13 protein-coding genes are annotated in these 16022 nt (G+C 55.1%); 8 read left to right on the forward strand and 5 right to left on the reverse strand.

What is annotated here, in order from left to right; translation table 11 throughout:
* Window positions 1-76 precede the first annotated feature (76 nt).
* Window positions 77-1117 carry a ferrochelatase gene (hemH, locus tag B9A24_RS04315; protein WP_084443943.1) on the reverse strand — a complete coding sequence of 347 codons (1041 nt, stop codon included), beginning with the start codon at window positions 1115-1117 and terminating at the stop codon, window positions 77-79.
* 193 nt (window positions 1118-1310) lie between these two features.
* Here hemH and era point away from each other — a divergent pair, with 193 nt between their 5' ends.
* The 3 genes from era to B9A24_RS04330 all read left to right on the forward strand — a co-directional run bounded on the left by era (window position 1311) and on the right by B9A24_RS04330 (window position 4257).
* Window positions 1311-2204, forward strand: coding sequence for a GTPase Era (gene era / locus B9A24_RS04320; RefSeq protein WP_084443944.1), 894 nt, complete (start codon window positions 1311-1313; stop codon window positions 2202-2204).
* 182 nt (window positions 2205-2386) lie between these two features.
* Window positions 2387-3709 (forward strand): ribosome biogenesis GTPase Der, encoded by a 1323-nt coding sequence (der, locus tag B9A24_RS04325; RefSeq protein WP_084443945.1) that lies wholly within the window; start codon window positions 2387-2389, stop codon window positions 3707-3709.
* Between the two features lie 299 nt (window positions 3710-4008).
* Window positions 4009-4257 (forward strand): hypothetical protein, encoded by a 249-nt coding sequence (locus tag B9A24_RS04330; RefSeq protein ID WP_084443946.1) that lies wholly within the window; start codon window positions 4009-4011, stop codon window positions 4255-4257.
* Between the two features lie 71 nt (window positions 4258-4328).
* Here the strand turns inward: B9A24_RS04330 and B9A24_RS04335 are convergent, their stop codons facing one another.
* The 4 genes from B9A24_RS04335 to B9A24_RS04350 form a co-directional block, all read right to left on the reverse strand.
* Complete coding sequence (locus B9A24_RS04335; protein ID WP_084443947.1) at window positions 4329-4895, reverse strand: hypothetical protein; 567 nt, start codon at window positions 4893-4895, stop codon at window positions 4329-4331.
* A gap of 113 nt (window positions 4896-5008) precedes the next feature.
* Window positions 5009-5815 carry an N-acetylmuramic acid 6-phosphate etherase gene (murQ, locus tag B9A24_RS04340; protein WP_084443948.1) on the reverse strand — a complete coding sequence of 269 codons (807 nt, stop codon included), beginning with the start codon at window positions 5813-5815 and terminating at the stop codon, window positions 5009-5011.
* 36 nt (window positions 5816-5851) lie between these two features.
* The gene (locus B9A24_RS04345) at window positions 5852-6184 is read right to left on the reverse strand and encodes a cytochrome b5 domain-containing protein (RefSeq protein ID WP_084443949.1); all 333 of its coding nucleotides are present in this window, start codon (window positions 6182-6184) and stop codon (window positions 5852-5854) included.
* Between the two features lie 79 nt (window positions 6185-6263).
* Window positions 6264-7412, reverse strand: coding sequence for a formimidoylglutamase (locus tag B9A24_RS04350; protein ID WP_084443950.1), 1149 nt, complete (start codon window positions 7410-7412; stop codon window positions 6264-6266).
* A gap of 155 nt (window positions 7413-7567) precedes the next feature.
* On the opposite strand from B9A24_RS04350, the gene B9A24_RS04355 reads away from it, so the two are divergent.
* The 5 genes from B9A24_RS04355 to B9A24_RS04375 all read left to right on the forward strand — a co-directional run bounded on the left by B9A24_RS04355 (window position 7568) and on the right by B9A24_RS04375 (window position 15976).
* Window positions 7568-9343, forward strand: a complete 1776-nt coding sequence (locus B9A24_RS04355) for an AMP-dependent synthetase/ligase (RefSeq protein WP_084443951.1) — start codon at window positions 7568-7570, stop codon at window positions 9341-9343.
* A gap of 152 nt (window positions 9344-9495) precedes the next feature.
* Entirely contained in the window at window positions 9496-9975 is a 480-nt protein-coding gene (locus B9A24_RS04360) for a MarR family winged helix-turn-helix transcriptional regulator (protein WP_084443952.1), read from the forward strand.
* A gap of 71 nt (window positions 9976-10046) precedes the next feature.
* The gene (locus B9A24_RS04365; RefSeq protein ID WP_084443953.1) at window positions 10047-12455 is read left to right on the forward strand and encodes a 3-hydroxyacyl-CoA dehydrogenase/enoyl-CoA hydratase family protein; all 2409 of its coding nucleotides are present in this window, start codon (window positions 10047-10049) and stop codon (window positions 12453-12455) included.
* A 176-nt stretch (window positions 12456-12631) separates the two neighbouring features.
* Complete coding sequence (locus tag B9A24_RS04370; RefSeq protein WP_084443954.1) at window positions 12632-13810, forward strand: thiolase family protein; 1179 nt, start codon at window positions 12632-12634, stop codon at window positions 13808-13810.
* Window positions 13811-14191: 381 nt separating this feature from the next.
* Window positions 14192-15976: an acyl-CoA dehydrogenase family protein gene (locus B9A24_RS04375; protein ID WP_084443955.1), complete on the forward strand. Its 1785-nt coding sequence runs from the start codon at window positions 14192-14194 to the stop codon at window positions 15974-15976.
* Window positions 15977-16022: the final 46 nt, after the last annotated feature.

Raw genomic sequence — 16022 nt, forward strand, 5'->3', positions numbered from 1 at the left:
CGCTAAAAAACCTCTATACCTCAGCAGTTATTAGCTGCCGCGGCATAGAGGTTACTTTCTTAGGCTAGCGTACCTGCTAGTTCTGACGAATCATATCAGTCACAGCCTCTACCCAAAGTGGGTGCGTATTCAGGGAAGGAACCAACTGCCAATGCTCCCCGCCGGCTTCCTCAAACAACTCCTTAAATTCTTCGCCTACTTCAATGGTAGTTTCCAAGCAGTCGGCTACGAAAGCCGGGCTGAAGGCCAGCACATTTTTGATGCCTTTAGCCGGCAAGGGCTTCAGCACTTCATCGGTATAAGGCTGGAGCCAGGGGTCGCGCAGGCGGCTTTGCAGGCGGCTTTGAAAGGATACCGTGTATTGATCGGGACTCAAGCCCAAGCCGGCCGCTACTAGGCGCGAGGTAGCGAAGCACTGGGCCCGGTAGCAGTAGCGGTTGTTCTTGTTGTAGGTGTTGCAGCATTTGCCCAGTTGGCAATAACCCTTGAAGCTGCCCTTCAGTACGTGCCGCTCCGGGATGCCGTGGTAGCTAAATACGATGTGGTCGTAGTCGCGCTTGGCCATTTCTTCCTTGCCCAGCGCCACGATAGTATCGATAAAACCCGGATTATCCGCGAAGGAGCTGATAAAGCTGATGCTGGGCACCACCCACCATTTGCGTACAATGTCCATCACCTTCTGCTGCACCGAGCCCGTGCTGGCCGAGGCGTACTGCGGAAACAACGGCAGCACGATGATGCGGTCAACGGCGGCCTCGCGCAGCTCTTCCAGGGCTTTTTCGATGCTCGGGTTCTGGTAGCGCATTCCGAAGGCCACCACGTAGTGCGAGCCTAGCCTTTCCTGTACCAGCTTCTGCAAATCGAGCCCGTGGAAGAGCAGAGGAGAGCCCCGCTCGGTCCAGAGCTGCTGGTAGATTTTGGCCGACTTGGGCGCCCGTAGCGGCACTACCAAACCCTGAAACAAGGGGTAGCGCACGGCGGCGGGCATGTCCACTACGCGGCCATCGGTCAAGAATTCGTTGAGGTAACGCCGCACGTCGCTGGTTTGGGGCGAATCGGGCGTACCAAGATTGACGAGCAGAACGCCGATACGGCGCTGGGGGGCATTTTCAGGCATAAACAGTACAAAACGTCGGACGCAATACAAAGGTAGAGCACCAATGGTTTGCGCTAACCAGGAATGAGTAAAGTAGAAACAGATAGTCGAACTAAAAGTCGGGCAGCCTGATTCTGACCCCTAACTTGTTGGGCATCACGGTTGCCTCGTACTAAAGCCGTACCTTTGCAGCCTCATTTTCAGCACCATCACCGTGAATCCCGAACCCAAACCGCACCGCGCCGGCTTTGTGAGCATTATTGGCAAGCCCAACGTGGGCAAGTCTACGCTTATGAATGTGCTCGTTGGCGAGCGGCTCAGCATCATTACCAGCAAAGCCCAGACTACGCGCCACCGCATCATGGGCATCCTGAACGGCGACGATTTTCAGCTCGTCTACTCGGATACGCCCGGCATTATTCAGCCCAAATACGAGCTGCACAGCGCCATGATGAGCTTCGTGTACGCTTCGCTGGAAGATGCCGACGTGATTCTGTTTGTGACCGATATCTACGAAAAGCACGACGAAGAGCCCGTAGTGGAGCGCCTGCGCCGGGCCGAAACGCCGGTTATTGTCCTGGTCAACAAAATAGACCAAGCCGAGCAGGTAGAGGTAGAAGCCAAGCTCGCCTACTGGCGCGAGCAGCTCCCCAATGCCGCCGAAGTATTGGCTATATCGGCGTTGAATGCTTTGGGCACCGAGCGTGTTCTGGAGCTGGTTCTGGAACGCTTACCCGAGCACCCGCCGTATTATCCTAAAGACGAGCTAACCGACAAACCGGAGCGGTTTTTTGCCGCCGAGATGATTCGGGAAAAAATCTTTAAGCTCTATAAAAAAGAAGTGCCTTATAGCTGCGAAGTCGGCGTAGAGGAGTTCAAAGAGGACGAGAAAATCATTCGCATCCGGGCCACTATTTACGTGGAGCGGGCGAGTCAGAAAGGCATTATTATCGGCCACAAAGGCGAGGCACTGAAAAAAGTAGGTACCTGGGCGCGGGAAGAAATGGAGAAGTTCTTCGGCAAGCAGGTGTTTCTGGAAACTCACGTAAAAGTTAACGAAAACTGGCGCACCGATCCCAAGGCGTTGAGCCGTTTTGGATATCAATAAAGGTGAGTTTGTGAAGTGGTGAACTTGTGAATTCGCTGTTTTACAGGCGTAGGCCGCACTGTTAGAACATCAAACTCACAAGTTCACCACTTCACAAACTCACCTCTTTCCGACCATCTTTCACTTAATATCCCCGGGCACTGCCAGACGTAGGTCGGACTGGCGGCTGGGGCACTTTACACATGAAAAATACTATCGCTATTGTGGGGCGGCCCAACGTGGGCAAATCCACGCTATTCAATCGCTTAGTTGGCCAGCGTAAGGCCATCATGGACAACGAAAGCGGCGTAACCCGCGACCGGCACTACGGCTACGGCGACTGGACCGGCAAGTACTACTCCGTCATTGACACGGGCGGCTACGTACACGGCTCCGACGACGTATTCGAGGAAGAAATTCGTAAGCAGGTGAAGTTGGCCATTGACGAGGCCGACGTGGTTCTGTTTATGGTAGATGTAGACGCTGGTCTGCACGGCCTAGATGAGGAGTTTGCCAATGTGATGCGTCGTTATCAGGGTAAAAAACCAATTTATCTGGTTGCTAATAAGGCTGATACCAACGCTCGGGCGCATGCGGCTGGGGAGTTTTATGCCTTAGGAATTGGCGACGGCGACATCTTCACCATTTCCAGCCAAAACGGCTCCGGCACCGGCGATTTGCTCGATGCCGTGGTAAGTCACTTCGATGATCCGTGGGTAGAAGAGCCCGACGCGGGGTTGCCCAAAATCGCGGTGCTAGGGCGGCCCAACGTGGGCAAGTCCAGCTTGTTTAACCTGCTGCTGGGCGAGGAGCGCACGATTGTGACGGACGTAGCCGGCACCACCCGCGACGCCATCCAGACCCGCTACAACGCCTTCGGCAACGACTTTATCTTGGTAGATACGGCCGGTCTGCGTCGCAAGAACAAGGTGCATGAAGACATAGAGTTCTACTCCGTACTGCGCTCTATCCGGGCCATGGAAGAGTCGGATGTGTGTATCGTAATGCTTGATGCCACTCGTGGTATTGAGGCGCAGGACGTGAACATCATTGGCTTGGCCGACCGCAACCGCAAGGGTATCGTGATTGTGGTCAACAAGTGGGACTTGATTGAGGATAAGCAGACGAATACGGTGAAGGAGTTTGAGGATCAGATTCGGGAGAAAATCGCTCCTATTAGCTATCCGCCGATCATTTTTACTTCGGTGCTTACCAAGCAGCGTGTACACAAAGCCATCGAAACGGCCGTGCAGGTCTATAACAATAAGTCGAAAAAAATACCGACTTCTCAGCTCAACGAAGTGATGCTGCGGGAGATTGAGGCGCACCAGCCGCCCTCTACCAAGGGTAAGATGGTGCGGATCAAGTACGTGACGCAACTGCCCACGCACAACCCGGTTTTCGCCTTCTTCTGCAACCTGCCCCAGTACGTGAAGGAAAGCTATACGCGCTACCTCGAAAACCGCCTGCGCGAGCATTTCGACTTTACCGGCGTACCGATCGGTATTATTTTCCGCAAGAAATAATCGCCAATTCAGCATCCCTGAAGCATTCTGACGATAAGTGGTAAGCAATTACCATTTCTATTCAGTTGGCTAAGATCATCAAAAAAGCCCCTCAGGCCTACTCTGGGGGCTTTTTTGATGGAAGGTAGTGATTGGAAGTACTACTATCTGCAAATAATTAATAAAATTCTTGATCCCGTCGGGTTACTTATTGATGGTTGGGGTATAAAGACTCGAATTTCCCGACCAGCTGCTCGCGGCTGGATATGAGATTCACCTCAAAATTGATTTTTCAACCCCCTCTCTAATTTACCCAGATCATGAAAAAAGTATTGTTTCTTGCCCTCGCTGCTGCTTCGTTCACCTTCACTTCTTGCGATACGAAGACCGAAAACGCTCAGGAAAATGCTGCCGACAACGTAGAAGAGTCTGGCGAAATGAAGGCCGACGCTATGGAAGAGGCTGCTGACTCGACCCGCGACGCTGCTGAGAACACGGCTGATAACATGGAAGATGCAGCTGATGCAACGCCTTCTACCACTACTCCTGCTGCTACCACCACCAACTAATTTAGTTGGTGCGAAAACACAAAAAAAGCCCCCCGGACTTGGTCTGGGGGGCTTTTTTATGTTCAAATTTTTTAGTTAAGTCGTCGCTGGAGCATGCTGTCTACTACTTCAAACAGGCGGCGCGGTTCGTAGGTGCGCCACGGTAGCTCATCGAGTTGGCCGCCGAAGTTTATGTAGTTGTCGATGTTGTACTGGCGCATTTCGCGCAGTACGTGCTCCTGAAAGTTGACGCCGGCAATCCAGCCATCTTCCACGTCCTCAAACCATTCCTCGTAATACGAGTCGTCGGAACCGTGGAAATTGAATACGTTTTCTCCGATAAGAATGAATTTGCGGATGCCCTCGTGCACCATCAGGTCAATGATGTTGCGCTTGAGCTGCATCACGTCGTTTTCGATGGCATCATTCCACTCGCCGATAAACTCTATTACGGCTATGCCTTGCTCATAATCCACGAATAGAATTTTGAGAAAAAGAGTATCGGATTCAAGGCTATCCCATTGAGGATGAATGTAATAGCCGTAGATTGTGTTAGTAAAGGAATCGAGGCTGTTTTCGGCCTCGAACAGCGGAGAGCGGGGGTCTTCGGAGGCCGAATACTGCTCAATCCAATTATAATGCGGCTCGATGGTATGCACGGGAAGGCTGTTTTTTGGTAGAAACGTGCCACAGAGCGTTCTGTTCCGTACACTATCCAAAAAACTGTGGTAGTACCTAGGCAAACTGCTGCCGAACGCGCCGTGGCGCGTTTCTACCGATTCGTATAGGCCGTTAGCGCCGCCCGCACCGAGCCGTGCTGTTGCAGCAGCTTCGCGGCTTCTGCCTGGTCAATGCCGAGTTCATCCATAATCATTCGCTCGCCGCGGTCCACCAGCTTGTAGTTGGTGAGCTGCATATCCACCATTTTGTTGCCTTTCACCTTACCCAGCCGAATCATGGTGGCTGTGGTGAGCATATTGAGCACCAGCTTTTGACCTGTGCCAGCTTTCAGGCGCGTGCTACCGGTCAAAAACTCCGGCCCCGTCACGACTTCCACTGGAAACTCGGCGGCGGCGGCTACCAGGGAGTCGGCATTGCAGACAACGCAGCCCGTAGCAATTCCTTGACGCCTGGCCTGCTCCAGACCACCGATAACGTAGGGCGTACGGCCCGAGGCAGCAATGCCCACCAGCATGTCATTTTGGTTGATGCTATACGCCTGCAAATCCTTCCAGGCCTGTCCCGCATCATCCTCCGCGTTTTCTACGGCCTGGCGAATAGCAGTGTCGCCTCCGGCAATGATGCCGATCACCATACCCTGCGGCACCCCAAAAGTGGGCGGACATTCAGAGGCGTCCAGAACACCCAGCCGCCCACTCGTACCCGCTCCAATATAAAATAAACGTCCCCCACGCTGCATACACGCCACCGTAGCTTCCACCAGGGCCTCAATCTGGGGCAAGGACTTGGCCACAGCCTGGGGCACGGTTTGGTCTACGCTGTTCATGCCAACAAGCAAATCGTGCGTAGAAAGGGTTTCGAGGTTGTTGAAGAGGGAAGCGCTTTCGGTGGAGTTCACGGTGGTGAGCAGAATAAGTAGGTGGGATGACGGCGCTTACGGCTGCGGGGCTGTCTGGTTGGGAGCGCCGGGGCCGGGGGGCAATTTTAGCTTTCCAATAACCGTGAATTTATCGAAAACATGAGCCGTATGAGGCGCGTCGCGGTGCAGCTCGGCGGTAAGGTCCTGGCCGGCCCAATGACCATAATGATTGCCCCGCGTCCAGAGGCGCGAGCGGCCCACATCATAAATCAGGCCCTGGTAGCTCACCCAGATTTCGTCCCGGTCCTGACCATTACGCAACGCCAGCTGCGACAGCGTGTATTCAGGCAAGTCATTTTTCGTTGTTGGTTTTTCGCTTTTTTTTTCCGACGAGAATGCGTTATCCATTTGACTGAAAAGGGATTCATTTATCAAGACGTGGCTTTGAGCAATACCAAAAAATGAAAAGCCAACAACGAAAAACGGATTAACCTAATAGGGCTTGGGTCAGAATCCAGCGATTGGGTAAATCACCTTGAGCGGCGTACACGTAGTCTTCGTAGCTGCATGGCACCACGCGTTTTATGGTGCTGTCGGCCATGCTTTCCACTTCCAGCCACCACTTTTCGGTGCGCTTGGCCTTATAGAACACCAGCTTGGCCGGCGTGCCGGGCAGCCCCACGGCGTAGCGCTTGAAGCGGGTGCTTTGAAAATCGGTTTCGCCGCGCCGATGGTAAAAGCCTTCCACAAAGTACCAAAGCATAGTAGCCAGCGTGGCCGCGGCCAGGCCGTGCGGGTCGTAGTCGGGGCGGTAGCCATAGAGGCCGAAGCTGCTGAGCTGGTCATTATGGCCGGCGTACCAGGCTAGCTGGGCAGCCTCCTCACTGGTCAGGCCAAATGGATTGGCCGGTGAATAAGCCGGCGCATCCTGCCAACGAAGCGCAGCCACATCAAAGCTCACGAAATCGGCTTGCCGTAATAAAGGCTCCGCCTGGCGCACATCTGTCCGAACGGCCCCCAGACGCAGGGTTTCGAAGTGCAGCTTTTCCAAAGCGGCCAGCACTTCTGGGGTAGCCAGGTATTGCTGGTGGGCCAGCTGAGCGAAGTTGAACAGAAAGCTGGGCTCGTGCATAAGCATACGCCGCAGGTGCGAGTCTTCGGCAGCGGCCAAGTCGTGCTCGGCCATATCGACGCGGGCATCCACAGTGGCAAAGCTTACGGCTCTATCCAGTGTTTCGTAAGCCAGAAACTGGCCATAATCAAGGTCATGGCTGCCGCCCAGCAGGATAGGAACGGTTTTTTGTTCTAGTAATGAAGACACTATTTCGCAGAGCCGCCGATACGTGTCTTCCAGCGTGAGGCCCGGTCGTAGGTTGCCTAAATCCACGAGGCGCAGATGAGCAGAGCCTTTCTGTAACTGGTAGAAGCGGTGGCGCACAGCATCGGCCCCGTGCTGGGTTGGTGGGCCGGCGGCGCTGCCCCGCCACTCGTTCAGGCCGATAATGGCCATATCGGCCTCCCGCCAATCCGGAAACGTATCCAGAAAGCAGGTAAGATGAGCCCCGAGCGTGGTAGGAGCAAGGACTGGAGGAACAAGCTCCTCAGGGAGCGGATCAAAGAAGATAGCCAGATTCATCGGGCAAAAGCAAGGCAGGCCGGCGAAATTACGCAAATCGCGGTAGCGGTCCACCACATTTGCCCCCCAGCCATGCTATCCAGGCCTGGTAGTTGCCTTTCCGCGAAAAAATCCATTTATTTAACGAGTATTTCCCACCCTTTTGCTCTCATTCAATGGAAGTTCGTCGCGCGTTTGATATTCTGCCCAGTCAGCTTGCCAAGTATCCAAAGTCGGATTGCCTCGCCGCCAAAGTCAATGGTGAATGGCAGAAGATGAGTACGCAGCAAGTAAGCGAGGCTGCCAATCAGGTAAGCTTGGGGCTGCGGCAGCTAGGTATAGGAAAAGATGATAAGGTGGCCATCATCTCCATGAACCGGCCGGAGTGGATGCTCGCCGACTTTGGCATTTCCCAGCTTGGGGCCGTGAGCGTGCCAATGTACCCCAGCATCACCGTTGAAGATTATAAATACATCTTCACTGATGCAGGCGTAAAGGCCGTGTTCGTGTCAGATAAAAGTCTGTATGCCAAGGTAAAAGAAGCTACGGCCTCCTTGCCAGAAGTACAGCACATTTTCACCTTCGACAAAATAGAAGGCGCTCAGCACTTCGCCGAGCTACTGGCCATGGGAAGGAAAGGCAACGTGGCCGATCTGGAACCACTAAAAGCCGCCGTGCAGCCCGACGATCTGATGACTATCATTTACACTTCCGGCACCACCGGCAACCCGAAAGGAGTGATGCTGAGCCACGATAACCTGCTCAGCAACTGCCGCAATTCGCAGCCCTCGGTGCGTGTCACGAAGGATGATACGGCCCTCAGCTTCCTGCCGCTCTGCCACATTTTCGAGCGCATGGTGACGTACCTGTACATGATCAACGGCGTGAGCATATACTACGCCGAGAGCATGGAACTCATTGCCGATAATCTGCGTGAGGTCAAGCCACAGATTTTTACCACCGTGCCCCGCCTGCTGGAAAAGGTGTATGATAAGATTGTAGCCAAGGGGCACGACTTGGAAGGCGTGAAGAAAAACCTTTTCTTCTGGGCCCTGGATCTAGGGTTGAAATTCGACACCCAGAAAAACCAGGGCTTTGTTTATAATACTCAATTGGCCCTGGCTAACAAGCTCATCTTCAATAAGTGGCGCGAAGCCTTGGGGGGCAATTTGAAGTGTATCGTGTCGGGTGGCGGGGCGTTACAGCCGCGTCTGGCGCGCGTATTCTGGGCGGCGGGCATTCCAGTGATGGAAGGTTACGGCCTCACCGAAACCTCACCCGTAATTGCTGTTAGCGGCTTTGAGCGGGCGAACAACTACATCGGCGCGGTAGGGCCCGTAATTCAAAATACGGAAGTAAAAATCGCCGCCGACGGCGAGATTTTGACCAAGTCTCCTTCCGTGATGAAGGGCTACTACAACAAGCCTGAATTGACCAAAGAGGTCATCGACGCCGACGGCTGGTTCCACACCGGCGACATTGGCGAGTTCGTGAACGGCCGTTTCCTTAAAATCACGGACCGCAAAAAGGAGATGTTCAAGACCTCCGGTGGTAAGTATATTGCCCCCCAGGTTATCGAAAACAAGCTGAAAGAATCACCCCTGATTGAGCAGGCCATGGTGGTAGGTGCCGATCAGAAGTTTCCGTCGGCGCTAGTTGTACCCTCGTTTGATGAGTTGAAAAACTGGTGCAAGCGCCACGAGGTGCCCTTCTCCTCTAACGAAGAGATGATCAAAAACCCAAAGATCGTGGATATGTACGACGAATTGGTAAAGGGCTACAACCAAAGCTTCGCCCAGTGGGAGCAGGTGAAGAAGGTTTGCCTCATGCCTCACCTCTGGACCGTAGAAACTGGCGAGATGACGCCCACGATGAAAGTCAAGCGCAAGGCAATTACTGAAAACAATCGGGAATTGATTGAGAGCCTGTATCACCAGAACGCTGTTCGCTAACTAAAACGGCCCCGCCCCACGGCGGGGCCGTTTTAGTATAGTACGATGCCATTGAGAGAAGATATTATAGCGGAGGCGGCAAACTTTTTTATCATAAAGTAGTATGCAAGCCTAACATATTATTTGTATGTTTACCGGACATCCTTGCCCCGATGAAACCCGAAGAAACTGTCGATTATAACGTAAAAGTCTGCTGGCATGCTATTTCACGCATGTATAATACGCAGGCTGCCAAGCACGACATCACGACCAGCATTGGTTTTGTGCTCCTGAACATTGATCAGGAAAATGGCACTCCCGCCACCAAAATTGCCCCCCTGCTGGGTTTGGAGACGCGCAGCCTCACGCGCATCCTGCGCAGTATGGAAGAGCGCGGCCTCATTTACAAGCAAGCCGACACCCAGGACAAACGCTCGGTGCGGATCTTCCTGACCGAGGAGGGTTTGCGGGGCAAAGAAATCTCGCGGCAGACCGTGCGTCACTTCAATCAGAAAGTGCGGGAGAAAATTCCGCAGGCGCAGCTGGATACCCTTTTCAAGGTGGTCGGTCAGATCAATGCCATGATTGAGAGCAAATCCTTATTTGACGACTTCACGCTTAAGCCGCTTCGCCCCGAATCTACTTCCGCTTAGGGGGCTTTTTTGGGCGTTTTGCTTGCTGCTTCCTCTATTTTCGCTAACCAGATTCCCCGTTTTAGCATTTTATGAATCGAACTATCAAGAAAGTGGCCGTGCTCGGCTCCGGCGTCATGGGCTCGCGCATTGCCTGCCATTTCGCTAATATCGGTGCCCAGGTGCTACTGCTCGACATCGTGCCCCGTGAGTTGACGCCCGAGGAGCAGGCCAAAGGCCTGACGCTGGAAACCCCCGCCGTCCGCAACCGCATCGTGAATGCCTCTTTGCAGGCGGCATTGGCCTCCAGCCCTTCGCCCCTGTACCGCAAGCAAGACGCCTCACGCATCAAGACCGGCAACTTCGACGATAACCTCAAAGACATTGCTACCTGCGACTGGACTATTGAGGTAGTCGTGGAGCGGCTCGATATCAAGCAAAGCCTCTACGAAAAAGTAGAAAAGGCACGCAAACCCGGCACGCTCATTACGTCGAACACGTCTGGTATTCCGATTCATCTGCTGGCCGAGGGTCGCTCGGAAGACTTCCGGAAGCACTTCTGCGGCACCCACTTCTTCAATCCCCCCCGCTACCTGAAGCTGCTCGAAATTATCCCGACGCCGGCCACCGATCCGGCCGTGGTTGATTTCCTGCTGCACTACGGCGACCTGTACCTGGGCAAAACCACCGTCCTGGCCAAAGACACGCCCGCCTTCATCGCCAATCGTGTCGGCGTATTTGCCATCATGGATGTGCTGCAAATTATGCAGCAACTGGACCTAACGGTGGAGGAAGTAGATAAACTCACGGGGCCGGTTATCGGCCACGCCAAGTCGGCCACCTTCCGCACGTCGGACGTGGTGGGGCTTGATACGCTTATTAACGTAGCGAATGGCCTGGCTAAAGGGCTGCCGAATGACGAAGCCAAAGCCGTATTCGAGCTGCCTGACTTTTTGAAGCAAATGGGCGAGAGGAAGTGGCTGGGCGACAAAACCGGTCAGGGCTTCTACAAGAAAGTAAAAGGTGCGGGGGGCAAATCGGAGATTCAGGCCCTCGACCTGAAAACGATGGAGTACCAGCCCAGCCAGAAGGTGAAGTTTGCCACCCTGGAGCTGACCAAAACCATCGAGCAATTGGCACCGCGCTTCAAAGTGCTGGCCGGCGGCAAAGACAAAGCCGGCGAGTTTTACCGCAAGATGTTCGCGGGTCTGTTTGCCTACGTCACTAACCGCATTCCCGAAATCACCGATTCGCTGTATAAGATAGACGATGCGCTGCGGGCTGGCTTCGGCTGGGACATGGGCCCGTTTGAAACCTGGGACGCGCTGGGTGTGCAGCAGGGCCTGGAGCTGATGCAGGCTGAAGGCAAGCAGCCCGCCGCCTGGGTGCAGGAAATGCTGGCCGCCGGCCACACTTCCTTCTACAAAGTATCCGAAACGGGTGCCAGGCAGTACTACGACCTCGACAGCAAGAGCTACCAGCCGATTCCGGGCGTCGAGAACTTCATCATTCTCGACAACCTGCGGGCCACGGGCAAAGTGCTCTGGAAAAACGCCGGGGCCAGCGTCCACGACCTCGGCGACGGGGTGCTGGGCGTTGAGTTCCATTCTAAAATGAACACCCTCGGCTCCGATGTAATTCAGGGCCTGATGAAGGGCGTGGATATGGCCGAAGCCGGCTACCGCGCCCTCGTTGTAGGCAATGACGCCCCCAACTTCTCGGCGGGGGCCAATTTGGCCTTGCTCTACATGTACGCCCTCGACCAGGAGTTCGATGAGGTGAACCTGATGATCCGGCAGTTCCAGAACGCCATGATGCGGATGCGCTACTCCAGCATTCCCGTCGTGACGGCACCGCACGGTTTATCCTTAGGCGGCGGCTGCGAGATCTGCCTGCACGCCGATAAGGTAGTCGCCGCGGCCGAAACCTACATGGGCTTGGTGGAATTTGGCGTGGGCCTGATACCAGCCGGTGGCGGCACCAAGGAAATGACCCTGCGCACGGCGGCCAAGTACGAGGAAGGCGAGCCGGAATACAATCTGCTGCGCAACACCTTCGTGACGGTCAGCACAGCCAAAGTTTCCACTTCCGCCGCTGAGGCGTTTGACCTAGGCTTCCTGCGCCGGGGCGACGAAATTGTGGTGAACAGCCAGCGCGTCATTGCTCAGGCTAAAGCCGAAGCACTGGACCTGGCCGAGGCCGGCTACACCATGCCCGTGCAGAAAACCAATATCAAAGTTCACGGCAAGGGCGCGTTGGGCATGTTTATGAGCGGGGTATACGCCATGAAGGAAGGCAACTACATCTCGGCCCACGACCAGAAGATTGCCGAAAAGCTGGCCTACGTGATGTGCGGCGGCGACCTGTCGCAGCCCACGGAAGTGAGCGAGCAGTACCTGCTGGATCTGGAGCGCGAAGCCTTCCTGTCGCTGACCGGCGAGCGGAAAACGCTGGAGCGTATCCAGAGCATTCTGACCACGGGTAAGCCGCTACGGAATTAACAATGAGGGCCTCAACCCCTAGCCCCTTCTCCTAGGGGAGAAGGGGGACTAGTTCTAACAACTAGAAGGCTAATCAATACTAGTTCTCTAGAAAAGCTAAAGACTAGTTCCCCTTCTCCCCTAGAAGAAGGGGCTAGGGGATGAGGCAACCACCAGAACGTCTTAACACTAAAATAATGAACGCATATATCGTAGCCGGCTACCGCACGGCGGTAGGAAAAGCCCCCCGCGGCGGCTTCCGCTTCACCCGTACCGACGACCTTGCCGCCGAGGTCATCAAGCACCTGATGGCGTCCGTGCCCGAACTCGACCCCACCCGCGTCGATGACGTGATTGTGGGCAATGCCGTGCCCGAGGCCGAGCAAGGCCTGCAAATCGGCCGCATGATTTCGCTGCTGGCTTTGCCCATCAACGTGCCCGGCCTCGTCGTGAACCGCTACTGCGGCTCCGGCATCGAGACGATTGCCATGGCTGCCAGCAAAATCACGGCCGGTATGGCCGAATGTATTATCGCCGGTGGCGCTGAGAACATGTCGCAGGTGCCGACCGTGGGCTGGAAAACGGTGCCCAACTACAACCTGGTCAAGCAACACCCCGACTACTACCTGGGCATGGGCCTGACCGCCGAAGCCGTGGCCAAAGACTACAGTATCAGCCGCGAAGACCAGGATCAGTTTGCCTACAACTCTCACCAGAAGGCTATCAAGGCCATTAAGGAAGGCAAGTTCAAAAAGCAGATCGTGCCCATCACGGTGGAGGAAACTTACCTCGATCCGGCGTCTGGCAAGAAGAAAACGCGCTCCTACGTGGTCGACACCGACGAAGGCCCGCGGGCCGATACGTCCCTGGATGTGCTGGCCAAGCTGCGCCCGGTCTTCGCGGCGGGCGGCAGCGTCACGGCCGGCAACTCCTCCCAGACTTCCGATGGGGCCGCGTTTGTCATCGTGATGTCGGAGCGCATGGTGAAGGAGTTGAACCTGGAGCCTATTGCCCGCATGGTTACCTACGCCGCCGAAGGCGTTGACCCGCGCATCATGGGCATGGGCCCGATCAAGGCCGTGCCGAAAGCCCTCAGGCAAGCCGGCATGAAGCTCGATGATATTGATTTGTTTGAGCTGAATGAAGCCTTTGCCTCCCAGTCCATTGCTGTGGTGCGCGAGCTGGGCATTGATCAGGACAAGCTCAACGTAAACGGCGGCGCTATTGCCCTGGGTCACCCGCTGGGCTGCTCGGGAGCCAAACTCAGTATTCAACTTTTTGATGAGTTGCGCGGGCGGGGCAAGAAGTACGGCATGGTAACGGCCTGCGTCGGCGGGGGCCAGGGCGTAGCCGGCATATACGAGCTGCTGAAGTAACCCCAAGCTCCAGCTTGGAGAATCGCAGGGATGCAGCGCGAACGTTTCGTTCGCGGTTTGTTAAACGACTTGCGCTGGGGGGCTTTTTTAATAACGACTCCAACAAACCGCGAACGAAACGTTCGCGCTACATCCCTACGATTCTCCGGCCACCATCCCTCCTCGCAGTCCGAACCACCCAGTGGCTTAGGCTGTTGTAAAATCAGAACACCCCTTCGCCGGGGTTTTCCTTTCGTTAAGTACTCGGCAAGCATAACATATTTTTGTATATTTCAGTAGTAAAATTCAGGGCCTTATTTGATCCAGGTACTCGGCAAGCCTAACAGTTTTCTGCCTGCTTAACCACACAAAACCAATCATAACTCTCAACCTCACATAGTCATGGAAGTATCACACAAACTCAGAAAGGGTGGCGAATTTATCATCAAGGAAACGGACGCCCAAGATGTGTTCACTCCTGCCGAATTCACGGAGGAGCAGAACCTGATGCACCAGACTTGCCTGGACTTTGTGGCCGGCGAAGTGTTTCCGCTCCTCGACCGCCTCGACGAGCACGAAGAAGGTCTGATGGCAGGTTTGATGAAGAAAGCGGGTGAGCTGGGTCTGTTTGGCGTCTCGATGCCGGCCGAGTACGGCGGCTACGACATGGATTTCAACACGGCCTTGCGCGTAACGGAAGGCGTGGGCGGCGGTCACTCTTTTCCGGTCGCCTTCGCGGCGCACACGGGCATTGCTATGCTGCCTATTCTCTACTTCGGCAACGAAGAGCAGAAGACTAAGTATCTGCCCAAGCTGACGAGCGGCGAGTGGGCCGGCGCCTACTGCCTCACCGAGCCCGGCTCGGGCTCCGACGCGCTGGGGGCCAAAACCAAGGCTATCCTCACCGAAGCTGGCCAGAGCTACGTGCTGAACGGTCAGAAAATGTGGATTACTAACGCTGGTTTTGCCGAGGTATTCATCGTTTTCGCTCAGGTTGACGGCGACAAGTTCACCGGCTTTATCGTGGAGCGCAACACGCCGGGCTTGACGTTCGGTCCCGAGGAGCACAAGATGGGCATCCGTGGCTCTTCGACCCGGCAGGTGTTCTTGTCGGACGTGACGGTGCCCAAGGAAAACGTGCTCGGTGAGATTGGTAAAGGCCATCTTATTGCCTTTAATATTCTCAATATCGGCCGCATCAAGCTGGCCGCGGCCTGCCTGGGCGCCAGCAAAATGGCGCTTAATCTGAGCATTAAGTACGCCAACGAGCGGGTGCAGTTCAAACTGCCCATTTCCAAGTTTGGCGCTATCCGGCACAAGCTGGCCCAGCAGGCCATTCGCGTGTACGCCGTCGAATCGGCCATTTATCGGGCCGGCATGGACATCTACCGCATGGAGCAGGAGCTATTGAGCCAGGGCAAATCATCGAACGAAGCCCTATTGGGTGCCGCCCGCGAGTTTGCCGTGGAGTGCGCTATGTTGAAAGTAGAAGGTTCGGAAGTACTTGATTTCGTGACCGACGAGGGCGTACAGATCTTCGGCGGCTACGGCTTCTCGGCCGACTACCCCATGGACCGCGCCTACCGCGATTCGCGCATCAACCGCATTTTCGAGGGTACGAACGAAATCAACCGCATGTTGGCCGTCGATATGATTCTGAAAAAGGGTCTGAAGGGCGAACTGGACCTGATGGGCCCGGCCCAGGCCGTGCAGCAGGAGCTGCTGGCCATCCCCGATTTCGCCGAAGCCGACGATTCGCTGTTTGGCACGGAGAAAAAGATCATCGCCAACCTCAAGAAAGCCATCCTGATGGTAGCCGGCACGGCCGTGCAGAAGTACATGAACTCGCTGGCGAAAGAGCAGGAAGTACTGATGAACATCGCTGATATGGCCATCAAGGTGTACACGGCCGAAAGCACCCTGCTGCGCGTGGAGAAGGAAATCAGCCTGAGCAGCGAAGCGGCTTTAGCTAACCAGATCGACATTGCCCGCGTGTACCTGGCCGATACCATCGACCAGGTAGCGAAGTCGGCCAAAGACGCCATCGCCGCCATGACCGAAGGCGACGAGCAGCGCCTGCTGGCTACCGGTCTCAAGCGCTTCACCAAAGCCGAGCTGTTCAACACCAAGGAAGCCCGCCGCCGTATCGCCGCCGCCATGATTGAGGCCAACGAGTACGTGTACTAAGACGAATCCATCGAACACAAAAAAGCCCACTACGTACGTACGTTAC

Origin of the sequence: Hymenobacter roseosalivarius DSM 11622 (assembly GCF_900176135.1) — a bacterium.
GTDB classification, from domain to species: Bacteria; Bacteroidota; Bacteroidia; order Cytophagales; family Hymenobacteraceae; genus Hymenobacter; species Hymenobacter roseosalivarius.